General features: G+C 72.0%; 18 protein-coding genes. 7 read left to right on the top strand and 11 right to left on the bottom strand.

Annotated elements, in window-relative coordinates; translation table 11 throughout:
- Positions 1-76: 76 nt before the first annotated feature.
- From J5X86_RS24070 to J5X86_RS24055, 4 genes are all read right to left on the bottom strand, one after another.
- Positions 77-673: a hypothetical protein gene (locus tag J5X86_RS24070; protein WP_208518830.1), complete on the bottom strand. Its 597-nt coding sequence runs from the start codon at positions 671-673 to the stop codon at positions 77-79.
- Between the two features lie 325 nt (positions 674-998).
- Positions 999-2261 (bottom strand): ornithine--oxo-acid transaminase, encoded by a 1263-nt coding sequence (rocD, locus tag J5X86_RS24065; RefSeq protein ID WP_243981247.1) that lies wholly within the window; start codon positions 2259-2261, stop codon positions 999-1001.
- The gene (ddaH, locus tag J5X86_RS24060) at positions 2261-3070 is read right to left on the bottom strand and encodes a dimethylargininase (protein ID WP_078638965.1); all 810 of its coding nucleotides are present in this window, start codon (positions 3068-3070) and stop codon (positions 2261-2263) included. The genes rocD and ddaH overlap by 1 nt, the downstream gene beginning before the upstream one ends.
- Before the next feature lie 133 nt (positions 3071-3203).
- On the bottom strand, positions 3204-3695 hold the full coding sequence (locus J5X86_RS24055; protein ID WP_078638964.1) for an Lrp/AsnC family transcriptional regulator: 492 nt from the start codon (positions 3693-3695) through the stop codon (positions 3204-3206).
- A gap of 521 nt (positions 3696-4216) precedes the next feature.
- Between J5X86_RS24055 and J5X86_RS24050 the strand changes: the two genes are divergently transcribed.
- Entirely contained in the window at positions 4217-5563 is a 1347-nt protein-coding gene (locus J5X86_RS24050) for a beta-ketoacyl synthase N-terminal-like domain-containing protein (RefSeq protein ID WP_208518829.1), read from the top strand.
- An 83-nt stretch (positions 5564-5646) separates the two neighbouring features.
- Positions 5647-12045: a type I polyketide synthase gene (locus J5X86_RS24045; protein WP_208518828.1), complete on the top strand. Its 6399-nt coding sequence runs from the start codon at positions 5647-5649 to the stop codon at positions 12043-12045.
- Positions 12046-12079: 34 nt separating this feature from the next.
- Here J5X86_RS24045 and J5X86_RS24040 read toward each other — a convergent pair whose 3' ends face one another.
- Positions 12080-12781, bottom strand: a complete 702-nt coding sequence (locus J5X86_RS24040; protein WP_208518827.1) for a DUF4232 domain-containing protein — start codon at positions 12779-12781, stop codon at positions 12080-12082.
- Positions 12782-12839: 58 nt separating this feature from the next.
- On the bottom strand, positions 12840-14198 hold the full coding sequence (locus J5X86_RS24035; protein ID WP_208518826.1) for a Gfo/Idh/MocA family protein: 1359 nt from the start codon (positions 14196-14198) through the stop codon (positions 12840-12842).
- 196 nt (positions 14199-14394) lie between these two features.
- Here J5X86_RS24035 and J5X86_RS24030 point away from each other — a divergent pair, with 196 nt between their 5' ends.
- The 3 genes from J5X86_RS24030 to J5X86_RS24020 all read left to right on the top strand — a co-directional run bounded on the left by J5X86_RS24030 (position 14395) and on the right by J5X86_RS24020 (position 19750).
- Complete coding sequence (locus tag J5X86_RS24030; RefSeq protein WP_208518825.1) at positions 14395-14769, top strand: hypothetical protein; 375 nt, start codon at positions 14395-14397, stop codon at positions 14767-14769.
- 247 nt (positions 14770-15016) lie between these two features.
- On the top strand, positions 15017-17707 hold the full coding sequence (locus J5X86_RS24025) for a SpoIIE family protein phosphatase/ATP-binding protein (RefSeq protein ID WP_208518824.1): 2691 nt from the start codon (positions 15017-15019) through the stop codon (positions 17705-17707).
- Between the two features lie 171 nt (positions 17708-17878).
- Positions 17879-19750: a potassium transporter TrkA gene (locus J5X86_RS24020; RefSeq protein ID WP_208518823.1), complete on the top strand. Its 1872-nt coding sequence runs from the start codon at positions 17879-17881 to the stop codon at positions 19748-19750.
- 12 nt (positions 19751-19762) lie between these two features.
- Here J5X86_RS24020 and J5X86_RS24015 read toward each other — a convergent pair whose 3' ends face one another.
- Entirely contained in the window at positions 19763-20509 is a 747-nt protein-coding gene (locus J5X86_RS24015) for a helix-turn-helix transcriptional regulator (protein WP_208518822.1), read from the bottom strand.
- Between the two features lie 41 nt (positions 20510-20550).
- Positions 20551-21327, bottom strand: a complete 777-nt coding sequence (locus tag J5X86_RS24010; RefSeq protein ID WP_208518821.1) for an SDR family NAD(P)-dependent oxidoreductase — start codon at positions 21325-21327, stop codon at positions 20551-20553.
- Between the two features lie 159 nt (positions 21328-21486).
- Here J5X86_RS24010 and J5X86_RS24005 point away from each other — a divergent pair, with 159 nt between their 5' ends.
- Positions 21487-22098, top strand: coding sequence for a TetR/AcrR family transcriptional regulator (locus J5X86_RS24005; protein WP_208518820.1), 612 nt, complete (start codon positions 21487-21489; stop codon positions 22096-22098).
- Positions 22099-22128: 30 nt separating this feature from the next.
- The gene (locus J5X86_RS24000) at positions 22129-23343 is read left to right on the top strand and encodes a DUF4032 domain-containing protein (RefSeq protein ID WP_208518819.1); all 1215 of its coding nucleotides are present in this window, start codon (positions 22129-22131) and stop codon (positions 23341-23343) included.
- A gap of 23 nt (positions 23344-23366) precedes the next feature.
- Here J5X86_RS24000 and J5X86_RS23995 read toward each other — a convergent pair whose 3' ends face one another.
- The 3 genes from J5X86_RS23995 to J5X86_RS23985 all read right to left on the bottom strand — a co-directional run bounded on the left by J5X86_RS23995 (position 23367) and on the right by J5X86_RS23985 (position 26120).
- Positions 23367-24122 (bottom strand): thioesterase II family protein, encoded by a 756-nt coding sequence (locus tag J5X86_RS23995; RefSeq protein ID WP_208518818.1) that lies wholly within the window; start codon positions 24120-24122, stop codon positions 23367-23369.
- A 161-nt stretch (positions 24123-24283) separates the two neighbouring features.
- Positions 24284-25135 carry a RimK family alpha-L-glutamate ligase gene (locus J5X86_RS23990; protein WP_208518817.1) on the bottom strand — a complete coding sequence of 284 codons (852 nt, stop codon included), beginning with the start codon at positions 25133-25135 and terminating at the stop codon, positions 24284-24286.
- A gap of 82 nt (positions 25136-25217) precedes the next feature.
- Positions 25218-26120: a RimK family alpha-L-glutamate ligase gene (locus tag J5X86_RS23985; protein WP_208518816.1), complete on the bottom strand. Its 903-nt coding sequence runs from the start codon at positions 26118-26120 to the stop codon at positions 25218-25220.
- Positions 26121-26245 lie beyond the last annotated feature (125 nt).

Below are 26245 nucleotides of genomic sequence, written 5' to 3'. Positions count from 1 at the left end.
GGATTTGCCTCCTTGCGATGAGAAAACCGGCCGGGGATCACCCGCCCCGGTCGTCGGGCCGCGGCGCGTCGCTCACCTACCGGCGAGCGCGCGGGCCGTCGGCCGCCATCCGCCTGTGACGTCCTCGTATCGACTGAAGCGGTGGGTAGAGCCACTTCTTCAGAATCCGCTGCAGCCGTGGCATGACCAGCCAGGTCACCATCGCGGTCACACCAAGACACAGAGCCAGGGTCCGCAGCAGGAAATTGGTGTCCTTGATGAACGGGATCACCAGCACATTGAAGATGAGGACCGGAGGGAACACCGCGCTCAGATTCACCAGCCACAGCTTCCATTTGGGCGGTGGCGGCAGCGGCCGTACCGGCCCCTTGAACCAGTTCTCCAGTCCCGAGGTGCGCTGTGTTCCCTTTTCCTGGACGAAGGGCCCGGACCGGGATGCCAATCGCGCACGTTCCAGCGAGGAATCCCATGCCCGTGCCGGGCCTTCCGCCTCGAACCGGTAGAGGACATGCCACTCCGAGGAGGCCGAACCGGATCCCATGACCCCGCCTCCGAGATATCCCGGAAGGCTTGCCGCGGCATTGAGCATCTCGATCGCCCAGGCATAGAACTCGCTTTCGCGGCCGGGGTCCACCCGGTATGCGGCAGTCACCGTGACCGGCTCACCGTCCACTCCAGCCGCAACTCCTTTCCGCACCATGACGTTTGCCTTCTCCACCGCGCCGACCTGCGAGAACCGTCAACTTCCCGTCAGGTCCACCCGGCGAGATGACACGAAGTGTTCCACACCGTGCGATCGGGAACAGTGGAATGCTCAACAACGTACATAAAAACTCGAAAAGGCCGCCGTGACCTGGGCGTTATCTGCGATCCGGTGTTCTCGCGGCATGCGACAGGGCCGCTGAAAAAGAATCTGCGCGCGGATTGAACATGACGAAGCGCCGGGCCGTATGAAACGTAATGCGGCCCGGCGCTCCTCGTCGCTTTCGATCAATCGCTCAGCCGAGCACCTTCTCCAGCGCCGCCAGCGCCCCCTCCAGCTCCTCACGGGTGATGGTCAGCGGCGGTGCCAGCCGGATCGTCGACCCATGGGTGTCCTTGACCAGGATCCCCTCGGCCATCAGCCGCTCGCTCACCTCGCGCCCGGTGCCGAGGGCGGGGTCCACATCGACACCCGCCCACAGCCCGCGGCAGCGGTAGCCCACGACGCCCTTGCCGGTCAGCGTGGCCAGCCCGGCCTCAAGCACCTCGCCCAACTCGGTCGCGCGGCGCTGGAATTCGCCGGTGCGCAGCAGGTCGACCACGGCCGATCCGACCGCCGCGGCCAGCGGATTGCCGCCGAAGGTGGAGCCGTGCTCGCCGGGGCCCAGCACTCCGAGCACCGCACGGTCGGCCACGACCGCCGACACCGGCACGATGCCGCCGCCCAGCGCCTTGCCGAGCAGCAGCACATCCGGCAGCACCGACTCGTGCTCGACGGCCAGGGTGGTGCCGGTGCGGCCCAGGCCGGACTGGATCTCATCGGCGATGAACAGCGTCCCGGTGCGCCGGGTCAGCTCGCGCACCCCGCGCAGATAGCCGTCGTCGGGGATGACGACGCCCGCCTCGCCCTGGATGGGCTCGATGAGGACCGCCGCCGTGGTCTCGTCGACGGCGGCCTCCAGCGCCGCGAGGTCGTTGTACGGCACGAGGCGGAAGCCCGGGGCGAACGGGCCGAAGCCGTCGCGGGCGACGGGGTCGCTGGAGAAGCCGACGATCGTCGTCGTACGGCCGTGGAAGTTGTCGGCCGCCACCACGATGGTGGCCTGGTCCGGGGCGACGCCCTTGACCTCGTACGCCCACTTGCGGGCGACCTTGATGCCGCTCTCCACCGCCTCCGCGCCGGTGTTCATCGGCAGCACCATGGAGAGCCCGGTGAGCTCGGCCACACCCTCGGCGAACCCGGCCAGCCGGTCGTTGTGGAAGGCCCGCGAGGTCAGCGTGAGCTGGTCGAGCTGGCGGTGGGCCGCCTCGATGAGCGCCGGGTGGCGGTGGCCGAAGTTGAGCGCCGAGTAGCCGGCCAGCATGTCCAGATAGCGGCGGCCCTCGACGTCCCAGACCCAGGTGCCCTCGGCGCGGGCGACGACCACGGGCAGCGGATGGTAGTTGTGCGCGAGCGAGGACTCCTCGGCGCGGATCAGCTCCCGCGAGGAGCGGGCGGCGCGGACACCGTCCGCCGCGGCGGCGGTGGAACCGGAGGCGGTGGGGATGGTGGCGGTCATCAGCGGATCTCCTGTGTGCAGCACTTGATGCCCCCGCCGGCCTTGTGCAGTTCCGACAGGTCGACGGGGACGGGGACGTAACCGCGGTCGGTGAGCTGGTCGATGAGGCCGGTGGCCCGGGGCGCGACGAAGACATGGCGGCCGTCGGAGACGGAGTTGAGCCCGAAGGCCATGGCGTCGTCGCGGGTGGCGATGAGCGCGTCGGGGTAGAGCCGCTCCAGCACCTCACGGCTGCCGGGCGAGAACGCCTCCGGGTAGTAGGCGATGTTCTGGTCGTCGAGGACGAACAGCGCGGTGTCCAGGTGGTAGAAGTACGGGTCCACCAGCAGCAGGCTGATGGTCGGCACCCCGAAGAACTCCTGCACCTCCTGGTGGGCCGCCCGGGTGGTGCGAAAGCCCGTGCCCGCCAGGACGAAGGGCCCGGCCGGCACCAGGTCGCCCTCGCCCTCGCACACCGACTCGGGCGGATGGACGTCGAAACCGTTGGCCTTGAACCACCGTTCGTAGGCGAGCTGTTCCGGCCGGCGCTGCGGTGCGTGGAATCGCGAGCCGAAGACCCGGCCCTCCAGGACGAGGGCCGAGTTCGCCGCGAACACCATGTCCGGCAGCCCCGCCACCGGCTCGATGAATTCGACCCGATGGCCGTGGTCGCGGTAGGCGCGGATCAGCGTCTCCCATTGCGCCCGGGCGAGGTCGGTATCGACCTCGGTGTCCTCACGCATCCAGGGATTGATGGCATACCGCACATCGAAATATCTGGGGGCACAGGTCAAGAAGCGCCTGGGGCGCGGCACGCGCGTAAGGGACACGGAGGATTCCTCTCGCTTCCGCGGGCGACCGGGGGGATGAATCAACGGTAGAAAACGGAGGAGAGGGGAGACAAGAATGGAAAACTGCGTGTAGGCGCACCGATGCTGCGTGCTGAGGCCGTCTCGCGGCGGTTCATTGCGTCGCGGTGGCGGGTGGCGCCGAACCGGCCTCCGGACTGCCCGTGAGCAGGTGGGACAGCACCATGTAGCTGATCGTCTGGCGGACGAACGGTTCGGCCCGGATGCGCTCCAGCACCTCCTCGAAGTGCTCCACATCGGTGGCCATCACATGCAGCAGGGCGTCCGCGCCGCCGGTCACTGTCATGGCCGCGATGATCTCCGGATAGTTGCGCACGACCTCCGCGAGGCGCCGGGGCGGTGCGGCGCTGTCGCAGTACACCTCGACATACGCCTCGGTCCGCCAGCCGAGGGCGGCCGGGCGCACGGTGGTGGTGAAGCCGGTGATCACATCGGTCTCCCGCATCCGGTCGACACGGCGTTTGACCGCCGAGGCCGAGAGCCCGATCGCGGCGCCGATCTCCGTGAAGCTGGTCCTGGCATTGGCGACCAGTGCCGCGACGATCTTGCGGTCCAGATCGTCGAACAGTGGGGGCGGATATGTCATCTTTGTCGTCCTTTACGGTTTCTGCCCCATGCGTGAAGGGCTCTTCCGTGCTTTCAAGCCGCCCCACACTCATTGAATGCCTGAGGCGCCTTTTTCTGTACGCTCTTTCAGAAAGATTCCACCAGAGGGGGGCGTGAACCGGGGCGCGAGCCCCTTCTTTCCAGGGGTCGCGCGGCACGGGCTCCGGGGGTACAAGAGTGGTGCGCCGGACCGGCCGAATCCACCTCGTTGATGCGGATACCACCTACCGGCCCATGTCTCCCTGGGCGTACCGTCATCTATTCCACCCGTCCTTTCCGAAAGATGAGCGACTCCCGAACGGAGACGACTCACCATCCAACGGGGAAAGGCCTCGAGTACGCCCAACGCCGCGCCGTACGCGCCGAATTCGCCGATGAACGGATTCCGGCCCACCGACGGTGCCACCGCGCTTTCGGCGACGCGCCGTACCGACGGGTCCGTACTCCGGTGTGAGCGAAAGGGGCCACCGTCATGACTCTTTCCAGATCCGGCAGGGCGTTATGAGCCCGCGCCACGACCCATCCCGCCCGGCTCCGGGCGGCGCCGGGAACGCCCGGGACGCCGTCGTCACCGGCCTCGGCTTCTGCCTTCCGGGCGGCGCCGAACCCGTCTTCACCGCGGCCCAGGTGTGGGACATCGCCTCCCAGGGCCGCACCGTCCTCGACCGGCTCGACAGCCACTACGGCTCGGTCCACCTGAGCGCCGGGCAGTTCGCGGAGCGACTCCCCGAGATCCCCGAGTTCTTCTCCCGCCACTACACCAACGCCCACCGGTACGGCCTGGTCTCTCTCGTCGAGGCGTGCGCCGACGCCGAACTCGACCTGGCCGCCGGTGATCTGTCCGAGGCGGCCCTGCTCGTCGGCCGCGGCAGCGTGGACGCCAATGTGGACAGCTATCTCGCCCTGCTCGGCATCGACCCCGACTCCACCACCACCTTCGACGCCCTGGAGATGTTCGTCGCGGCCGAACAGGCCGTGTCCCCCTCCGATGTGGCCGTCGTCCAGGGTGCGCTGACCCGGACCGTCGGCCCCTGCTTCACCGTGTCCTGCGGCTGCGCCTCCGCCGCCGTGCAGATCGGCAACGCCCGCCGCCTCATCGCGACCGGCGAGACCGACCTCGCGGTGGTGACCGGCGTCGACGTCTTCAACGTCGGCCTGATCGAAAAGGGGCAGCGGCTGCTGCGCGGCGCACAGCACGCCTACGACGGGATGGACGCCGCCGGAATGCCCGATCTGCTGCCGTCCTTCGACTCCCTGATGCGCCCCTACGACCGGCGCGCCGACTGCATCAACCACGGCGAAGGATCCGCCACCGTGATCCTGGAAAGCAGGCAGCACGCCGCTCGCCGTGGCGCCCACCTCTACGGCCAGGTGCTCGCCGCCGCCATGACCCGCGACGGCCTGGCCAACCCGCTCGCCGCCGACGACACCGGTGCGCAGCTCGCCAGGGCCGTCCGCCTCTGCCTGGGCGACCGATGGCGGATCGAGCAGGTGCCGTACATCAACGGCGCCAGCGACGGCGGCGCCGCCGTCACCGCCCTTGAGGCCAACACCATCCGCGAGCTCTACGGCCCCGACTCCACCGTGCTGATGTCCTCCCAGGAGGGATGCTTCGGCCACCACGGAGCGGCCTCCGGCTGCGTCGGCCTCGCCCTGACCCTGATGATGATGGAGTTCGGCGAGGTGTGCCCCACGGCCAACTGCGAACAGCCCGCGGACGGGCTCCCCTTCGACCCCGTCCCCGGCACCCGCACCCGTCCCCTCGCCTTCGACCACGCGCTCAGCTTCAACTACCAGATCGGTGGCGTGAAGCACGCGATGCTGCTGGGCGGCCCGGACACCACCTGAGTCCGTACGCCCCCGCGGCGATCTCCACCCCACGGCCCCCCGCGGCCCCCACCCCGGGTCGAGCACCACCCACGGAGACCCCGATGAGCCAGCACACACCCGCTCCCAGCCGTTCCCCCGGCCGCATCGCCATCGTCGGCATGGGCTGCCGGCTTCCCGGTGACACCGACTCGCCCGCCGCCCTGTGGCGGCTGCTGGCCGACGGACGCGACGCCGTCGCCGAACCGCCCGCCGAGCGCGCCGCGCTCTGGGCGGCCGACCCCACGACGACCGCCCGGCCCGAGTCCGCGCCGCCCGTCCGCGGCGGATATCTGCGCGACGTGTCCGGTTTCGACGCCGACTTCTTCGGCGTCTCCGGGCGCGAGGCCGACATCCTCGACCCCCAGCACCGGTTACTGCTCGAAGTGGCCTGGGAGGCCCTGGAACACGCCGGGATGCCACCCGACCGGCTCGGCTCCACCGCCACCGGCGTCTTCGCCGGGCTCAGCTACAACGACTACATGAACCGGCTCGACCGGCACCCCCGCGAGCTGGAGGGCTCCGCCCTGGCCAACGGGCACTGCGTCGCCACCGGCCGGATCTCCTACCTCCTCGGTTTCCACGGCCCCTCCGTGGCCCTGGACACCGCGTGCTCGTCCTCCCTGGTCGCCGTCCATCTGGCGGTCCAGGCGCTGCGCGCGGGGGAATGCGATCTGGCCCTGGCCGGCGGGGTCACCCTGATGTTCGAGCCGCGGATCACCCGCTCGTTCGACCGGATGGGCATGCTCTCGCACACCGGCCACTGCCACGCCTTCGACGCCGCCGCCGACGGTTTCGTCCGCGGCGAGGGCTGCGGGATCGTCGTCCTCAAACGCCTCACCGACGCCGTGCGCGACGGGGACCGGATCCTGGCCGTGCTGCGTGGCTCGGCCGTCAACCAGGACGGCCACTCCGACGGGCTCGCCGCGCCCTCGGCCACCGCCCAGCGCGCCCTGTACGAGGAGGCGCTCGGCCGCGCCGGGGTCGACCCCGCCGATGTCGGGATGGTCGAGGCCCACGGCACCGGCACCCCCGTCGGCGACCCGGTCGAATTCGCCAGCCTCGCCCAGGTCTACGGAACCGGCCGCGACCGCTGCGCCCTCGCCTCGGTCAAGACCAACCTGGGCCATCTGGAGCCTGCCGCCGGGGTCACCGGCCTGATCAAGGCAGTGCTGTGCCTGGGCCGTGGACTCATCCCGCCCAATCTGCACTTCACCCGGTGGAATCCCACCATCGACGCCGGCGGAACCCGCCTCTTCATCCCCCGCGAGCTCACCCCCTGGCCGGTGCGCACCGGCCCGCGGCTGGCGGCCGTGTCCTCCTTCGGCTTCTCCGGGACCAACGCCCATGTGGTGCTGGAACAACCCCCCGCCGCTCCCGCACCCGCCTCCCGCCCCGCACCGCGGCGGCCCCGGCCCGCCACCCGCGCCGTTCCGCAGGTGTTCCTCGTCCCCGCCGGGTCCCCGGCCGCGCTGCCATCCGCCGCGCGGCGGATGGCGGACTGGCTGGAGGGCGACGGCGCGGACACCCCGCTGCGCGACATCGCCCACACCCTGGCGCTGCGCCGCGGCGCCGGCCGCGGACGGCTCGGCGTCACCACCGCCTCCCGCGCCGAACTCGTCGGCGCCCTAAGGGCGTTCGCCACCGGGCAGGCCCACCCCGCCGTGGTCACCGGCGCCGTGGGCGCCGAGGTCTCCCGCCGGCCGATCTGGGTGTTCTCCGGACAGGGCTCCCAGTGGCCCGGCATGGGACGGCGGCTACTGGAGAGCGAACCGGCCTTCGCCGAGGCGCTCGCCGAGGCCGACGCGCTCATCGCCGCCGAGTCCGGATTCTCGGTGCTCGACATCGTCCGCTCCGGCGCTCCGGTGACCGGCTGCGACCGGGTGCAGCCCGTGCTGTTCGCCCTGCAGACCGCGCTGGCCGCCACCTGGCGCGCCCACGGGGTGGAGCCCGCCGGGGTCATCGGCCACTCCATGGGCGAGGTCGCCGCCGCCGTGGTGGCCGGGGCGCTCTCCCCGGCCGACGGGGCCAAGGTGATCTGCCGCCGCTCCGCCCTGCTCACCCGCGTCGCCGGGAACGGCGTCATGGCCACGGTGGGCCTCGGCGCCGACGAGGTACAGGCCGAACTCGACACCGGCGGCGCCGCGGCAGCGGTCACCGTCGCCGTCATGGCCGCACCCGGCTCCACCGTGGTGGCCGGGGACACCGCCCATGTCGAACGGCTCGTCGCCGGCTGGCAGGCCCGCTCCGTGCCCGCCGCGCTGATCGCCGTGGACGTCGCCTCGCACTCACCCCAGGTGGACCCGCTCCTGGCCGATCTGCGCACCGCCCTCGCCGACCTCACCCCCCGCCGCCCGGACGTGCCCTTCTACACCACCGTCCTCGACGATCCGCACACCCCGCCCGCCTTCGACGCCGAGTACTGGTGTGCCAATCTGCGCCACCCGGTCCGGTTCTCCGCGGCCGTCGCCGCCGCCGCGGCCGACCGCCACCTGGTGTACGTCGAAATATCACCCCACCCGGTCATCACCCACCCCGTCCTGCGCGGTCTTGCCGGTCTGGTGGAGGACCCCGTCGTCCTGCCCACCCTCCGCCGCGACGAGGACGAGCCGACCACGTTCCGGACCCAGCTGGCCGCGCTGCACTGCGCGGGAGTCCCCGTCGACTGGTCCGTGCTGTACGCGGACGCCGCCCTCGCCGACGTACCGACCATCACCTTCGACCGCACCCGCCACTGGGCCGACGCCCCGCTTTCCGCGCCCTCCGCCGACCCGCCCGACGCGAGCCCGGCCGGTGCGCTGCCCGGCGCGCACCTGGAGATGCCCGGCGAACCCGTCCGCCACTCCTGGCGCGCCCGCACCGGCACCGCGGCCCTGCCCTGGCTCGACGACCACCGGGTGCACGACGCCCCCGTCCTGCCCGGCGCGGCCTCCTACGCCCTCGCGCTCACCGCCGCCTGCGAGGTGTTCGGCGCCGAGCCCGAGGAGGTCGAGGTCACCGATCTGCACTTCCGCGAACTGCTGCGGCTCGCCGACCGCACCGACCTCTCCACCACGGTGACCCTCGCCGCCGCCGACCGCGCCGAATGCGAGATCTTCGGACGCGACGAGGACGGCGCCTGGGTGCGGCAGGCCACCGCGGTGCTCCGCAGACTCGCCGCACCGTCGCGCTCGCGCGCCGCCTCCGTCCGGACCCTCGCCCTGCGCCATCCGCTGCCCGTCGGGGCCGACGCCCTCTACGCCAATCTGCGGGCCCGGGGCGTGGCACACGGACCGGCTTTCCAGGGCATCACGGAGGTGTCCGCCGCCCGCCACGGCAACAGCTTCTGGGCCCGGGTACGGATCCCCGAGGCCGCCCGCGCCCCCGGACACGGTCTGCGTATCCACCCCGTCCTCGTCGACCTGTGCGCCCAACTCCTCGTCGCCGGGCTGCTCGACGAGGACGACCGGCGGCTGCTGCTGCCCGCGCGGATGCAGAGCGTACGTGTCCTCGGCGACCCCGAGACCGCCGTGTACTGCCACGCCCGGCTCGCCGAGACCACCCCCGGGGCCACCGTCGGGCACGTCCGCCTGCTCGACGCGGACGGCCGGCCGGTGCTGGCCGTCGACGGGCTGCGGATCGTCCATAGCACCGCGGACCGCACGGCCGAGGTCGACCAGTGGTTCCTCGAGGTCGGCTGGCGGCGCGCCACCCGGCCCGCGGCCACCCGGCCCGCGGCCACCCGGCCCCCGGGACGATGGCTGATCGTCGGAGAGGCGGACGGCACCGCCCGCCCGGTGGCCGCCGCCCTGCGCAACGCCGGCGCCACCGCCCGGGTGTGGGAGACGCCCCTGGCCGACCAGGGGCTCGACGCCTTCCGCGACGCCCTCACCAGCCGGCTCACCCGCCCCGGAGACCCGCCGCGCGCCGTGGTGCTCCTGTGCGGCCCGCGCCCCGCCGACGGCGGCGCGCAGGACGGACTGCGCCGCACCCGCCGGCTGCTCGCCGCCGCCCAGGCGCTCACCGCCCGCTTCCCCGAACCGCCCCGCCTCTACGCCGCCACCTGCGGCGCCCGCACCGTGACCCCCGGGGACCTGGCCGACCCCGGACAGAGCCCGCTGCGCGGACTCCTGCGGGTGCTCGCCCTGGAACACCCGGAGCTGCGGGCCACCTTGGTGGACACCGACCCGGCCGCCCCCGACGAGCTCGCGGAAACCCTCGCCGCCGAACTCCTCGCCGACGGCCACGAGGAGGAGATCGCACTGCGCGACAGCGCCCGCTACACCGCCGAGCTCGACTACGCGCCCCTCACCGACACCGAACGCACCACCGCCTCCGCCCGCACCGCGCGCTGCGGCACCGACGGCTTCCGGCTGCGCGCCGGCCGCCTCGGCGACCTCGGCAGCCTGGAGCTCACCACCGCGCCCCGCCGCCGGCCCGGGCCCGGTGAGGTGGAGCTGCGGGTGCTCGCCGCGGGCCTGAACTTCCGCGACGTCCTCACCGCCATGGGCCTGCTCCCCGGCGACGAGAACATCCGCTACCGGCTCGGCTTCGAATGCGCGGGCGAGGTGAGCGCGGTCGGCCCCGGTGTCGACCATCTCCGCGCCGGTGACCGGGTGGTGGCGGCCGATGTGCACGGCGGCGCCTTCGGATCGTTCACCGTCGTCCCCGCCGACCGCACCGCACCTCTCCCCGAGGGCCTCGCCCCGGACACCGCCGCCGGGCTGCCGATCGCGTTCCTCACCGCCTGGTACGCGCTGCGCCACGTCGGCCAGGTGACCGCGGGGGAGCGGGTGCTGATCCACTCGGCCACCGGCGGCACCGGGCTCGCGGCCATCGCGGTCGCCCGGCTGCTGGGCGCCGAGGTGCTGGCCACGGCGGGCAGCGAGGAGAAACGGCGCTTCCTGCGGGCCATGGGCGTCGCCCACGTCATGGACTCCCGGTCGCTGGACTTCCGCGACGAGGTCAAGGAGGCCACCAGAGGCGAGGGCGTCGACGTCGTGCTCAACTCCCTCGCCGGATCTGCCATCCGGGCCGGGCTGGAGTGTCTGCGCCCGTTCGGCCGCTTCATCGAACTCGGCGTCCGCGACATCCTCTCCGACGCCCCGCTCGGACTCTCCCCGCTGCGTCACAACATCACCTTCTCCACCGTGGACCTGAGGGAGCTGCAACTGGCACGCCCGCAGGTGTACGCCGCAATGCTGCGCGAGGTGCTCGCCGCGATCACCGAGGGCCGTCTCAAGCCGCTGCGCTGCACCACCTATCCGCTGGCGGAGGTCACCGACGCGTTCCGGCTGATGGCCGGCGCCCGCCACATCGGCAAACTGGTGCTGACCATCCCGCAGGAGGGCCAGGTCGACGCCGTCCTGCCCGATGGACCGCTGACGGTACGCGAGAGCGGTACGTACATCGTCACCGGCGGCCTTGGCGGTCTCGGGCTCGCCACCGCGTGCTGGCTGGCCCGGCAGGGCGCGGGCCACCTGGTGCTGAGCGGGCGTACCGCACCGGTCGGCGCCGCCGCGCGGACGCTCGCCGAACTCTCCGCCGCCGGCACCAGGATCACCGTCGTCACCGGCGACATCAGCCACCCGGGCACGGCCGACCGGCTCGTGGCCGCCGCCACCGCCGCCGACGGGGCCTCGCTGAGCGGTGTCGTCCACAGCGCGATGGTCCTCGACGACGCGGCCGTGGCCAACATCCGCGAGGACCAGTTGGGCCGCGTATGGGCGCCGAAGGTCACCGGGGCGTGGCGGCTGCACCAAGCCACCGAGGGACATCGGCTCGACTGGTTCGCGGTGTACTCCTCGATGGCGTCGCTGCTCGGCAACGCCGGACAGGGCGCCTACGCGGCCGCCAACGCCTGGCTGGACGGCTTCGCCGCATGGCGCTCGGCACACGGCCTGCCCACCCTCGCGGTCAACTGGGGCCCGTGGGGCGAGACCGGAGTGGCCACCGGCTTCGCCGACCGCGGCTATCAGACGATCCCCACCGAGCAGGGGCTCGGCGCGCTCGGCGCCCTGCTGGCCCACCGGCGGGTGCAGACCGGTGTGATCCCCGGCGAACCGGCCACCTGGATCCCCGCCGCCGGCCGCCGGTCCGCCCTGTTCGCCCCGCTCCTCCCCGGGGAGGACACTCCGGTGGCCGCCCGGGAGAGCACCGACGACATCCGCGCCCGGCTGGCCGCACTCCCCGCGGGGCCGGCCCGCCGCACCGCGCTGGAGTCCTATCTGACCGACCATATCCGTGCCGTGCTGCGGCTCAGCAGCGCCACCCTCGATCCGCAGACCCCCCTGAGGTCACTGGGGTTCGACTCACTGCTCGCCATGGAGCTGCGGGTGCGCCTGGAGACGGGGCTGAACATCAAGCTCGCGGGCAACTTCGTCTGGCGGCATCCGACCCTGGAGGCCCTGGCCGCGGGACTCGCCCAGCAACTGGGGCTCGATCCGGCCGACCGGCCGGAGGAGCGGCTGGGCGCCCCGGGCTGACGGGCCGCGGGACCTACGGCGCCACCGGCGGGTGTCACGAACCGGCGTCCGGGCGATCCGCGCCAGGACGATCCGGGGCAGGACGATCCGGGGCAGGGCGGGCCCAGGCGCTCACGCCCAGCTTGCCGGTGGTGCCCAGGTCGACGTGGTCGGGCACGGTCTGCGCGTCCTTTCCGTCGCCGTTCGGCGCGATCCGCAGATAGCGCCCGTCGGCGGCGGGGCGCGTCGTGTCCGTCACCAGATTCCGCCACAGCAGACGCATCACCGCCCGTTCACCGGGTTTCAGCCGCACCGGCCCGGTGGCCGTCTCGAAGCCGTCGACGGTGGCGATGCCCGACGCCCCATGGCCGACCGTGACCTCCAGCGGCTCCAGGTCCGCGTCGAGGACCTGGACGGAGGGGTGGCCGTTCACCGTATAGACGCGTCTGCCGCAGTTCACCAGCTCGATCTGCTGCTCCCGCAGCCCCATCGCCGCGTTGGCCTCCGCGGCCCGCAGCAGCACCCCCGAGTCGGGGCAGACCGCAGGGGCGGTGGGCGCGGTGGTGTCCGGGGAGACGGTGAGGCCCGACGGGCGGGAGGTGGCCTCGTCGGGCACCGCGGCGACTCCCGAGGAGGTCTGCGTACCGCATGCGCTGAGCAGACCGGCCGCCGCGAGGGAGCCGAGCAGCCGTCTTCGGCGGTGCCGGGCGGCCCGGAAAAGGGGCGCCCGGGGTGTTTCGATCGCATCCGTGTCCATGCGGCTCATCCTGCCGCAACCCCGGGCGGGATGAGCCGCGTTGGACCCGGCGCCCCGGCTACAGCGTCACGACATCCGCCGTGGCCACCGGCTTTCCGCTGATGAACGATTGGTTGGCCGCGAGCCCGGTGACCAGCGCCAGCGCCCCGTCCTCCTCGGTGGCCCGCCGGCGTGAGGCGTCCGAGGCGTCCACGGCGGCCTTCCCGGTGGCCGCCGCCGGATCCACCGGGCCGTACAGCACCTCCAGCATCCGCTCGTCCCCGCCGCCGTGTCCCGCGTGGTCGAACGCCGGCAGCTCCACCTCCCGCGGCGGCTCCCACAGCGGCCGCAGCACCAGCCGCGGACCGCCCGCGTTGGCCAGGGCCTGGTCGCCGTGGATGGTGCCGCGGCCGGAGGAGGTGCCCAGCAGCGACGGCTGCCACTTGCTCTCCTCGACCTCCAGCTCCAGCCGGCCCCGGGTGCCGTTGAACATCACCCGGTAGCCCTCCCAGGGGGAGTAGGCGGTCAGGTGGTACGTCATGGTGGCGCCGGTGTCGAAGCGGACCAGCAGCGCCATGTCGTCCTCGATGGTGACGCCGTCGCCGAACACATTGCGGTCGCGGTGGTAGCCGTCCGCACCCTCGGCGTCCAGATACAGCGAGCGCAGCGCGTCGTTCTCGGCGAGCTCCAGCGCGAACGGGTCGTCCTGCGCGGCGGCGGCGCCGTGCGCCCGCTCGTACTCGCGCCGGTAGCCGCTGCGCTCGCCCGCCGCACGGCCGTAGAAGCCGAGCCGGCCGTAGCCGAACACCTCCTGCGGCCGGGCCCCCAGCCACCAGTTGACCAGGTCGAAGTGGTGACTGGACTTGTGCACCATCAGCCCGCCGCTGTGCTCCTTCTCGCGGTGCCAGCGGCGGAAGTAGTCGGCCCCGTGCCGGGTGTCCAGCAGCCATTCGAAGTGCACCGAGAGCACCTCGCCGATGGCGCCGCCGGACAACTGCCGGTGGACCTCCTCATGCACCGGGTTGAAGCGGTAGTTGAAGGCGACCGCCAGATGGTTGCCGGTCTCCTCGACCGTCTCCAGGATGCGACGGCACTTGGCCGCGTCGGTGGTCATCGGCTTCTCGGTGACCACCCGGCAGCCGGCTCGCAGCGCGGGCACGACATACGCGTCGTGCAGCGCGTCCACGCAGGTCACCACCACCTCCTGGATATCGTCCGCGCGCAGTCGCCGCTCGAACTCCTCGGGGGTCCAGGCGGCGGCCTCCGGCTCGCCGGCCTCCTTCAGCAGCCGCTGGTGGTGGGCGATGCGCACCGGGTTCGGATCGCACAGTGCGGCGACCCTCAGCTGCGGGCGGCGGGCCAGCGCCTCGGTGAACATCTGGGCCCGGGAGCCGGTGCCCACCACCACGGCCCGGGACGGGGTGCTGCCGACGGTCATGCGTCCTCCAGCGGGAAGCAACGATTCAATCCGAAGTCGATCAACGCGTGCGCAGGATAGGACGATCGGCGGCCCGCCACCACGGGGTGGGGCACGCGGCGCCGGGGAGCGGACGCGCGCGGGGGTGCGTCGGCGGACCCTGTGCAACGATGAAATATGTGGACATGATCTCCAGGTCCCGGGAGGGCGACGGGCGATGATCGACATCGAGGAGTCGCTGCGCGAGATGATGGAGTGCGAGGGCGCGCTGGCGGCTTCGCTCGTCGACTATCTGAGCCGGATCACCCTGGGCGCCGTCCAGACCCCGCGCGGTCCGGACCTGGAGAAGGTGGCCTACGGGGACACGGATGTCATGCGGGCCAAGCTGTCCACTCTGGAGCTGCTCGGCTACGACCCGGACCGTCTCGAGGACATCGTGGTCACGCTGGACACCGAGTACCACCTGATACGTCCGCTCAGCCAGCGCACCCGCCAGGGTGTCTTTCTCTATCTGGTGGCCGACCGGGCGCGGGTGGATCTGGACGCCGTGAGGGCGGCGATGCGGGCTGTGGCCCACCGGCTTGATGTGTGACCGTGGTAGAGGGGCCGATATGACCTGTGACGCTCGACGAGGAGCGCCGCGGTGAGCGATGCGTGGCCGGGCCGCCACACACCGTGCCGATGTGTATCGGAGACCGGGACGGTCCCCGATCGTGTGCCGCCAGGCTTCACGGTCCGAGGGTGATAAATGGTAGGAAGGGTGCGTGGTCGGAGTTTTCGGTCGGTCAAGACCTGCCCCACACCCCCTCTCCCGGAAGCGCTTCCGTTCGCTCTTGAGCATGCGCAGCTTGAGCGTACGCAGCATCGCCGGGCAGGTTTTCGCTGTTCAAGTGCTGCTTGTCGGCCTCCTCATCGTCGCGGCGACGACGGCGCTCATCCTCCAGGCGCGTAACGACAGCGAGCAGGAGGCCGTCCGCCGCGCGACCGCCGTCGCCCAGACCTTCGCCACCTCCCCGGGGATCGCGTCCGCGATGGGCGCGGAGAATCCGACCGCCCAGCTGCAGCCGCGGGCCGAGGAGACCCGTAAGCGGGCGCATCTGGACTTCGTGGTCGTGGCGAACACCAAGGGCATCCGCTACACCCACCCCAAGCCGGAGTTCATCGGCAAGGAGCTCGTCGCCGACTGGCGGCCCGTGGTGAAGGGCAAGATCGTCACCGAGTCCGTGCAGGGGCCCCTCGGCCGCGAGGTCCAGGCCACCGTCCCGATCCCCCGGGGCAACGGCACCGTGGCCGGTGTGGTGTGCGCCGGAATGACCGCCGCGGATGTGAGCGGCCGGGTCGAGCGCCAGCTGCCGCTGGTCTTCGGCTCCGCCGCCGGTGCGCTCGCGCTCGCCACCGGCGGGACGGCGCTGGTCGGCGGGCGGCTGCGACGCCAGACGCGAGGGCTCGGCCCCGCCCAGATGACCCGCATGTACGAGCACCACGACGCCGTCCTGCACTCCGTGCGCGAAGGCGTGCTCATCGTCGACAGCCACGGCCGCCTCGTCCTCGCCAACGACGAGGCCGGCCGGCTGCTCGATCTGCCCCGGGACGCCGAGGGCCGCCCCATCACCGAGCTCGGCCTCGAGCCGCGCACCGCCGAGCTGCTCGCCTCGGGCCGGGTCGCCACCGACGAGGTGCATCTGGCCGGGGACCGGCTGCTCGCCGTCAACCAGCGCCCCACCCGGTGGGACGGCGGGATGTCGGGAAGCGTCGCCACGCTCCGTGACTCCACCGAACTGCGCGCGCTGTCCGGCAAGGCCGAAGTGGCGGAGCGGCGGCTGAGGCTGCTCTTCGAGGCGGGCTCGAAGGTCGGCACCACCCTCGACATCGTGCGGACCGCCGAGGAGCTGACCCAGTTCGGCGTCCCGTGGTTCGCCGACTTCGCCACCGTCGACCTCGTGGACCCCGTGCTGCGCGGCGACGAGCCCGCGGGCAGCGCCATGCGCCGCACCGCCACCAGTGGCATCCGGGCCGACCATCCGCTGTGGCGGGTCGGCAAGATGATCACCTACGCCGGAGGCGTGCCCCAGGCGCTGGGCTTCGGCGCGGGCCGGCCGGTGCTCGAGGCGGATCTGCGGGCCTATGAGGGATGGCAGGAGCAGGACCCCGAACAGGCGACGAAGATCGTCAAGTACGGCATCCACTCGATGATCACCGTCCCGCTGCGGGCCCGGGACGTCACCCTGGGTATCGCCACCTTCTGGCGCTCCGAGCAGTCCGAGCCGTTCGACGAGGACGACGTGGCGCTCACCGAGGAGCTGGTCGCCCGCGCCGCGGTCGCCATCGACAACGCCCGCCGCTACACCCGCGAACACGCCATGGCGGCCACCCTCCAGCGCAGTCTGCTGCCCCAGGGCCTGCCCGAACAGGACGCCCTGGACGTGGCCCACCGCTATCTGCCCGCCCAGGCCGGGGTCGGCGGCGACTGGTTCGACGTCATCTCCCTGCCCGGCGGCCGGGTCGCCCTCGCCGTCGGCGATGTCGTCGGCCACGGACTGCACGCCGCCGCCACCATGGGCCGGCTGCGCACCGCCGTGCACAACTTCTCCGCCCTCGACCTGCCGCCCGATGAGCTCATCGCCCATCTCGACGAGCTGGCCAGCCGGTTCGACCAGGACCAGGCCGCCGCGGGCGCCGACGCCCCGGGGATCAGCGGCGCCAGCTGTCTGTACGCCATCTACGACCCGGTCTCCGGCCGCTGCACGGTGGCGGGCGCCGGCCACCCGGGCCCGGCGGTGGTCCTCCCGGACTCCACCGTGACCTTCCCCGACATCCCCCTCGCCCCGCCGCTGGGCCTGGGCGGCGAACCCATCGAGACCGTCGAGCTGGAGCTGCCCGAGGGCAGTCGGCTGGCCCTGTTCACCGACGGGCTGATCCGGGACCACGGGCGGGACTTCGACGAGGGCCTCGGCGTCCTGCGCACCACCCTCGCCGGGCTGCCCGACGGCACACCGGAGGAGACCTGCCAGGGCGTCTTCGACACCATGGTCTCCGCCCACCCCGGCGACGACATCGCCCTCCTGGTCGCCCGTACCCACCTGCTGGACCCCGGGCATGTCGCCGAATGGGAGCTGCCCTCCGACCCCGCCGCGGTCGCCCGCATCCGCAACGAGGCCGCCGAGCAACTCACCGCATGGGGACTGGAGGAGATCGCCTTCACCACCGAACTCATCCTCAGCGAGCTGATGACCAACGCCATCCGCTACGGATGCGCCCCCAGCCGCGTCCGGTTGCTGCGCGCCCGCACCCTCATCTGCGAGGTGGCCGACGGCTCCAGCACCTCCCCGCATCTGCGGCGCGCCGCCACCACCGACGAAGGCGGCCGAGGGCTCTTCCTCGTCGCCCAGTACGCGCTGCGCTGGGGGACCCGCTACACTCCCAACGGCAAGATCATCTGGGCCGAGCAGCCCCTGACCGACCCGATGCTCCCGCTGGCCGACACCGAGGGCGAGGACCTCCTCGACCAGTGGGACGACATCCCCGGCTGACCCCGCCTCCCCGCATGGTCGCCAAGGGGAGCGCCGGACGGACGCTCCGCTGGTCACCGGCGGCGCCCGATTGGCGCTGAGGCGGGGTCAGACGACACCCTCATGGCGTAAAGCGCCGCTCACCACGGGCCGTTGGGCCCGGCGGCGTGATGGGCTATGGAGGAATGCGGCATGCGCAAGAGGCTGCGGGAGCGGCTGCGGTACTGGTTCGACGGGACGATGGACCGTGGCACCCCGGCGCTGATCGGCTGGCTGGGGCTGGCCTCCCTGGCGTTGATCACCCTGGTCTCCGCGGTGGTGGTCGCCTTCGCCCACAAGGACACCGAGGACAACGGCGGTTGGCTCGGCGTCGTCTGGATGAGCCTGCTGCGGACCCTCGATCCGGGCACGATGGGCGGGGACACGGGCCGGCCGCTGTTCCTGGTCCTCATGCTCACGGTGACCATCGGCGGAATCTTCATCGTCAGCGCGCTGATCGGTGTGATGACCACCGGCCTGGAGGCCCGGATCCAGCAGCTTCGCAAGGGCACCTCACGGCTGATCGAGCATGGCCACACCATAGTGCTGGGCTGGTCGGAGCAGGTCTTCACGGTGATAGCGGAGCTGGCGGAGGCCAACCAGAGCGAGCGGCGCTCGTGTGTGGTGATCCTCGCCGACCGGGACAAGGTCGACATGGAGGACGAGATCCGGCGCCGCATCCCGGACACCGGGAAGACCCGGGTGGTCTGCCGCTCCGGCAATCCGCTCCAGCGCGGCGACCTGGAGCTGGTGAGCCCGGACAGCGCCAAGGCCATCATGGTGCTCTCTCCCATCGGGGACGACAGCGATATCGACGTCATCAAGACGCTGTTGCTGCTCAACGGCCGCACCTGGACCGGGACGCGGCCCAATGTGGTGGCCGCCGTGCAGAGTTCGGCGAACCTGGCGGCCGCCCGGCTGGCCGCGGGGGACACCGCGCTGGTGATCGACGCCGATGACATCGCGGTCGGGCTGATCGTGCAGTCCCACCGCCAGTCCGGTCTGTCCACCGTCTTCAACGAACTGCTCAGCTTCATCGGCAACGAGATCTACCCCTGGCATGCGCCCACATTGGCCGGCGCCACCTACGGGGAGTCGCTGAACGCCTTCGAGCTCGGTGTGCCCATCGGTGTGCAGCGCGCGGACGGCGAGGCGCTGGTCAACCCCGCCATGGACACCGTGATCGAGCGCGGGGACCGGCTGCTGATGGTCGCGGAGGACGATCTGCTCATCAAGGTGGCGGCCACCCGGCCCCGGATCGCGCGCTCGGCGATGGCCGCGGCCGCGTTCCGCCCGCCGGTACCGGACCGGACCCTGCTGATCGGCTGGAACTCCCGCGCGGAGAAGATCATCGCGCAGCTCGACCTCCTGGTGAAACCCGGCTCGGTGGTGGACATCGCCGCCCCGCGCCCGCCCCGGGAGGAGGCGAACCGGGAGCTGAAGAACCTCACGGTCGGCTTCAAGCACTGCGAGCCCACCCGCCGCCCGTCGCTGGAGACACTCGGGCTGGACGGCTACCGCCATATCGTGGTGCTGACGGACGACGGGATCGACCCCGGGCGGTCCGACGACCGCACCCTGGTCACCCTGCTCCATCTGCGCGACATCGAGATCCAGCTCGGCGATCCGTATTCGATCGTCACCGAGATGCACGACGACGCCAACCGCGAGGTCGCGCAGGTCACCAAGGCCGACGACTTCATCGTCTCCACCAAGGTGATCAGCCTGCTGCTGACCCAGCTCACCGAGAACCGCCATCTGTACGCGGTCTTCGCCGACCTTTTCGACCCAGAGGGTTCCGAGATCTATCTCAAACCCGCGCCCAGCTATCTGATACCCGGCGCGGAGGCCAACTTCGCCACCGTCATCGAGGCCGCCCGCCAGCGCGGTGAGACGGCCATCGGCTACCGGCTGGCCCGGCAGAGCGATGAGCCACCGCTCTACGGCGTCCACCTCAACCCGTCCAAGACAGCGCCGCTGACGCTGGAGGAGGGCGATACGGTCGTGGTCCTGGCCGAGGACTGAACCAGCGGCGGATCAGCCGAGCGCGCGGTGGGCGCCGGGGGTGTGGCCGAAGGCCCGGCGGAAGACATCGATGAAGGCGCTGCTGGACGCCCAGCCGCACCGATGGGCGACGGCCGTGACCGGGGCGCCCTCGGCCAGCAGCCGCAGGGCGTGGTGCAGGCGCAGTTGGGTGCGCCACTGCGGGAAGGTCATCCCCAGCTCCGCCGCGCACAGCCGGGTCAGGGTGCGCTCCCCGACCCCGACCGCGGCCCCGAGCTGCCGCAGGGTCCGGTTGTCCGCCGGGTCGTCGTGGAGGAGGGCGCACACCGCCGCCAGGCGCGGGTCCCCGGCGGCGGGCACATGCACCGGCTGCTCGGCACAGCGGCGGAGCTGATCGAGCAGTACGGCCCGAAGCCGGCGGCGTTCGGCGCCAAGGTCCGCCGGCCGCGCGGTGTATTCGATGATCAGCTCGCGCAGCAGCGGGCCGACGCCGAGGACCGCGGGCTGCTCCAGCCGCAGCGGATTGTCCGCCACCGCCAGCCCCACCATATGGAGGTCGGTGGCGCCGTACGCGCGGTGCTCATGGACGGTCCCGGCCGGTATCCACAGCGCCCGGTTGGCGGGCGCGATCCAGCTTCCCGCGTCGGTGGTGACGGCCAGCACCCCTCGCCCGGCGTAGACGATCTGGTGCTCGTCATGCCGATGCGCGTCGATGCCGCCACCGGCGGGCAGCGGGCGCAGACCCGTCGTCGCCTGGGGAGTGTGGCGGATTCTCGGCATCGGAGGCGATTTTATCGGCCGCCGGGCTCTTGCGAAGGTGGTCAGCGGACGGTCAGCCCGCCGTCCACGTTCATGATGGTGCCGGTGGTCCACCCCGCCTGCGGGGAGGCGAGGAAGGCCGCCGCGGCGGCCACCTCGTGGGGTTCGCCGACGCGGCCCAGGGGATAGGCGTCCCGGGTGCGGCGGTCGTGCCCGTCACGCTCCTCGGCGCTCATCGGGCCGAGGTAATCCCGTTCGTAGGTGGGGGTGCGTACGGCGCCGGGGGCGATGCCGTTGACCCGGACGCCGGAAGGGCCCAGCTCATTGGCGAGGGCCCGGGTCATCGCGTTGATGGCGCCGCGGGTGGCGGAGTAGGCCGCGGACGGGCGGTCGGCGACCATCTTGTGCGCCCAGTAGCTGCTGATGTTGATGATGCTGCCGCGGCCCTCGACGAGCGCGGGCAGCAGCGCTTGGGCGAGGAGGAAGGGCACCCGGACATTGAGGTGGAGCATGGCGTCGAAGGAGTCGGCCGAGGTCTGGGCGAGCGGGCTGAAGTGTGCCGTGCCCGCGTTGTTGACCAGGGTGTCCACCCGTTCGGTGAGCGCGAGCACCTGACGCGCGGCGGTGGTCACGGCGCCGGGGTCGGCCAGGTCGACGGAGAGGGTGCGTACGGTGGTGCCGTGTCCGGCCAGGGTGTGCCGGGCCCGGTCGAGCTTCTCCTGGTCGCGGGCGAGCAGCACCAGGTCGGCGCCCTCGGTGGCGAAGGCGTCGGCGATGGCGTAGCCGAGGCCCTCGCTGCCCCCGGTGATCACCGCGGTGCTGCCGTCGAGATGGCTCATGCCCGTGGCTCCTGTTCGGTCGTGCGGGTGGGACGTGTGGCGGGAGGCCGGTGGGGTAGGCGGCCGTGGTGCCGCTCGCTAAATGGACAGATCTTGTCCGCTTAGAGTTCAGCGTACGGAGGTGGACAGCTTCTGTCCACTTCTGACTAGGCTGGGGACATGACGGGCATGCCCTCCGCTCAGCGGCCCCCCAGACCGCCGCGCGCGGACGCGCGGCGCAACGCCGCCCGCGTCCTGACCGCCGCACGCCAGGCGGTGGCCGCCCATGGCTTCGACGTCAGCTATCACGAGATCGCGCGGCTGGCCGGTGTCGGCGTCGGCACCGTCTACCGTCGCTTCCCCGAGCGGGCCCAACTGCTGGAAGCCGTCCTCCTCGATGTGCTCGGCGAACTCGCCGACAGCGCCGAACAGGCCTTGGGCGAGGACGAGTCCTGGCCGGCCTTCACCCGGTTCTTCACCGGCCTCGCCCTGCGCACCGGAGAGAACGCGGGGCTGTCGGACTCCCTCGACGACCGCGGCGGACCGCAGGTGGCCGCCGCCCGCCGCACCCTGCTCGATTTCGTACGGCGCCTGACCGAGCGCGCCCAGCGGGACGGCGTGCTGCGCGCCGATCTGTCCTGGCGGGACATTCCGTTCCTGGCCAGGGCGGCCGCCGCCGGAGCCTGTGTGCTGGACATCCCGGCCGACCCGCTCCAGGTCGAACGGTGTGTCACGGTCGTCCTCGACGGAATGCGCGCACCGGCGAGTACCCCACTGCCCGACCGGCTCTGATCACATCTGCGTACCGCACACTGGGGTGTCATGGAGCTGCAGATCACCGCCACCTCGCCCGAGCATCCGGCGTCGCTGCTCGATCTGCCGTGGAACATCCCGCTGGAGGAGTGGCCCAAGGAGCACCTGGTCGCACTGCCCCGGGGCATCTCCCGCCATGTCGTCCGCTTCGCGCAGGCGGGCGGCGAGATCGTCGCGGTCAAGGAGGTCGGCGAGTGGGCGGCCGTGCGGGAGTACGGGCTGCTGCGCGACCTGGACCGGCTCGCGGTCCCCGCGGTGGACGCGCTCGCGGTGGTGACCGGGCGGACCGACGAGCACGGCGAACCGCTGGAACCCGCGCTGATCACCCGCCATCTGGTGGGCTCGCAGCCATACCGCTCGATGTTCCAGACGACCATGCGGCCGAGCACCATCCGACGGCTGCTCGACGCGCTCGCCGTGCTGCTGGTGCGGTTGCATCTGGCCGGGTTCGCCTGGGGCGACTGCTCGCTGTCCAACACCCTCTTCCGGCGCGACGCGGGCGCGTACGCCGCCTATCTGGTCGACGCCGAGACCGGGCAGATCCAGCCGAGGCTCACCAGCGGACAGCGGGATTACGACGTCGAGGTGGCACGGGTGAACATCGCGGGCGAGCTGATGGACCTGGAGGCCGGCGGTTCCCTGCACCCCTCGGTCGACCCGGTGCTCTTCGGCGAGGCCATCGCCGAGCGCTACCGCGACCTATGGCATGAACTGACCCGCCAGTCGGTCTATCCGCTCGCCCAGCGCCACGCCATCGACCAGCGCGTCCGGCGCCTGAACGACCTCGGGTTCGACGTGGCGGAGATGCAGATCGAGCGCTCACCCGACGGCGACACCGTCACCTTTGTGCCCAAGGTCGTCGACGCGGGCCACCACCAGCGGCAGTTGCTGCGGCTGACCGGACTCGACGCGGAGGAGAATCAGGCCCGCAGCCTGCTGAACGACCTGGAGACCTGGATGGCCACACAGGACGACTACGCGCCCGGCGATCCGCTCGGCGCGCGCCCGGAGGTGCTCGCCCACCGGTGGGTCCGCGATGTCTTCCGGCCCACCGTGCGGACCGTTCCCAAGGATCTGCGCGGTGCCACCGACACCGCGCAGATCTACTACGAACTGCTCGAACACCGCTGGCTGTTGTCCGAGCGGGCCGGGCGTGACGTGGGCTTGGAAGCCACCGTCGAGGACTACATACGAACCGTCCTGGCGGACCGGCCGCAGGGCTGAACGCCTCGCGGCCGGGCGGGAGTTCAGGACCGCTCGGACAGCACCTTCCGGATCGAGGCGATGACGCGCGGGGCCTCGTCGTTGAGGTAGAAGTGGCCGCCGGAGTAGACCTGGAGGTCGAAGCCACCGGTGGTGTGCTCGCCCCAGGCGCGGGCCTCCTCGACGCTCGCCTTGGGGTCGTCGTCCCCCACATGTGCGTGGATCGGCGTCGCCAGCCGCGGGCCGGAGGCGTAGCGGTAGGTCTCGGCCGCCTTGTAGTCGCTGCGGATGGCGGGCAGCACCATCCGGAGGATCTCGTCGTCGCCCAGGAGCTGGGTGTCGGTCCCGGCGAGCGCCTTCACCTCGGCGATCAGCCCGTCGTCGTCGCGGAGGTGGACGGACTCGTCACGGTGGCAGGAGGGGGCGCGCCGCCCCGAGGCGAACAGCGCCACCGGCACCACGCCCTTCTGCTCCAGGCGCAGGGCGACCTCGAAGGCGAGGGTGGCGCCCATGCTGTGGCCGAAAAGCGCCACCGGCTTGTCCGTGAAGGGCAGCAGCTCCGGCACCAGCGCGTCGGCCAGCTCGGGGATGTTGTCTATGCACTTCTCGTTGCGCCGGTCCTGGCGCCCCGGGTACTGCACGGCGAGCACATCGACCGTGGGCGAGAGCGCCTTGGAGACCGGGAAGTAGTAGGAGGCGGACCCGCCGGCGTGGGGCAGGCAGATGAGTCGCGTCGCCGCGGCCGGCACGGGGTGGAACTGCCTGATCCACAGGCTTGTGCCGGTGGGGTTTGCGGTCACGTGATGTCCTTTCGCGCCGTTCGTTCTACGGCGGCTGTCGTGTGGCTGTCACGCGCGTGCCTCGGGTCGCGCGGAGACCAGTAGACCACCCTGCCGGACCGGCCCGACCTGCGACCACCCCTATTTCGGACCGGAGTCCCCTAGTATTTCCCTCGTGTCGGTCATGTGCGGGGCGCGGTGAGTCCGCCTCGTTCGGCGGTCCGCAGTGCCAGGGCCGCCAGCGCCTCGGGGGCGCCGGCCTGACCGCGGACGCCCGGGAAGGCGTTGATGTCCACGATCAGCGGGGCGCCGCCACCCGCGTCGATCAGATCCACGCCGTAGACGTCCAGCGAGAACACCGGACCGACGCGGCGCACCGGATCCAGCCAGCCGGGTGGCAGCGCGTCCAGGGCGAGCGGCAGGCTCGGACCGCGGCCGCCGGTCGCCAGCTCCGACCGGCGCAGCGCGGCGAACACCCGGCCCGCGATCACCCACAGCTTGTGGTCCCAGCCGTCGTTCGGGGTGAAGTCCTGCACCACCACGGGCTCATCCGCCCAGTCGGCGCTCAGGGCGCGCAGCCGTGCGGTGTCGTCGACGCGGGCCACCAGATCATGGCGGCGGCTGTGGCGGCTCTTGACGACGACGGGGCGAGGCAGCCGCTCCGTCGTCAGCCCGGCGAGTGAGGCCACGGTACGGGTGGGGGCGAACGGCAGACCGGCGCGGAGCGCCAGTTCGGCCATCGCCGTCCGGTCCTGGCACAGCGCGGTGGCCGCGGCGGAGTTCACCACCGGGGCGCCGCGCCGCTCCAGGGACCGGGCGAGCGCCAGCGCACGCGGCGTCCGGGCCTTCAGCAGATACACATCGGCGAGTTCCCCGGGGTCGGCCGGGTCTTCCCCGGGGGAGACCCGGCCCCGTGCCCCGGCCCCGCGGCCGCCAGGGTCGAACGCCACCACCTCATGGCGGGGCGTCAGCAACTCCGCCGTGTCGGCGAGGAGTTGATGACCGGGGTCGGCGGTGATCAGACCGATCCTCATCGGTCGCCGCTCACCGTCGCGCTCATGACCGGCTCGTGGCCACGGCCCGCGCTCATAGCCGTCCCGTGGCCACGGCCCGCGGTCATATCCGACCCGTGGCCACGGCCGGGACCGGCTCCGGAGCCGGCACCGACTCGGTGAGGGCACCGACGAGCGCCGCCCCGGACCGGGCGCCGCCCCTGCGCGCCAACTCCAGCACCGCACGCCCCACCCGGGCCGCCGCGTCCGGCACCTCCTTGAAGCTGGGGAAGTCGTTCACATCGACGACCACCGGCCCGTCCGGGCCCAGCAGTACGTCCACCCCGTACAGATCGAGGCCGTAGACCGCACCCACCTCGGCGGCGATGGCCGCCACTTCGGCGGACAGCCGTACCCGACGGCCGCGTGCGCCCCCGCCGGGGCTGAGCGGTGAGTTCCGCTCGGTCGCGTGCAACTCCCCGTCCACGCAGTACACCTTGAGGTCGATGCCCGAATTCGGCACATAGGGCTGGGCGATGAGCATGCCCTCCGCGGCCAGTTCGGCGCGCAGCGCCCGCAGCCGGTCCAGTGTCGGCACCAGCCGTACGGCCCGCCCGGAGCTGCCGTCCGCGGGCTTGACCACCAGCGGGAACTCGGCCTCCGGTATCTCCTCCAGCGCCTCGGGCCGGGCCGCCGCGTAGGTGGGCGGCAACGGCAGCCCCCGGCCGCGCCCGATGGCGGCCGCCAGCGCCTTGTCCCGTACGCCGCGGATGGCGCGGGCGTCGTTGACGGTGGTCAGCCCGACCGCCGACGCGGCCTCCAGCAGCGTCAGCCCGGGGCCTCCGGACACCGTCTTGAGCACCCAGGCGTCATGGCTGCCCGCCCGCACCGCATCGGACATCCGCAGCAGGGAAGTGCCCGGCCGGACCACGTCCACCTGGTGGCCCCAGGCGGAGAGCTGACGGATCACCTCACGGGGCATCCCGTCATGGCGATAGCGCTCCTCCACCAGAAAGCAGAGTCTCATCGGCCTTCTTCCTCGTCACCGGACAGGTTCCCGGGCCGCTGCCGAGAGTGTCCGGCGCGCCATGGCTTCCCAGGATGTCATCCGCCGTTCCTTTACGATCTCCTGGGCCAACCCATGGGTGTCGG

This window comes from Streptomyces sp. NEAU-YJ-81 (assembly GCF_017592595.1).
GTDB lineage: Bacteria > Actinomycetota > Actinomycetes > Streptomycetales > Streptomycetaceae > Streptomyces > Streptomyces hygroscopicus_B.
Note: the sequence above shows the minus strand (reverse complement) of the source record. Positions and strands in the feature narration are given on the sequence as shown.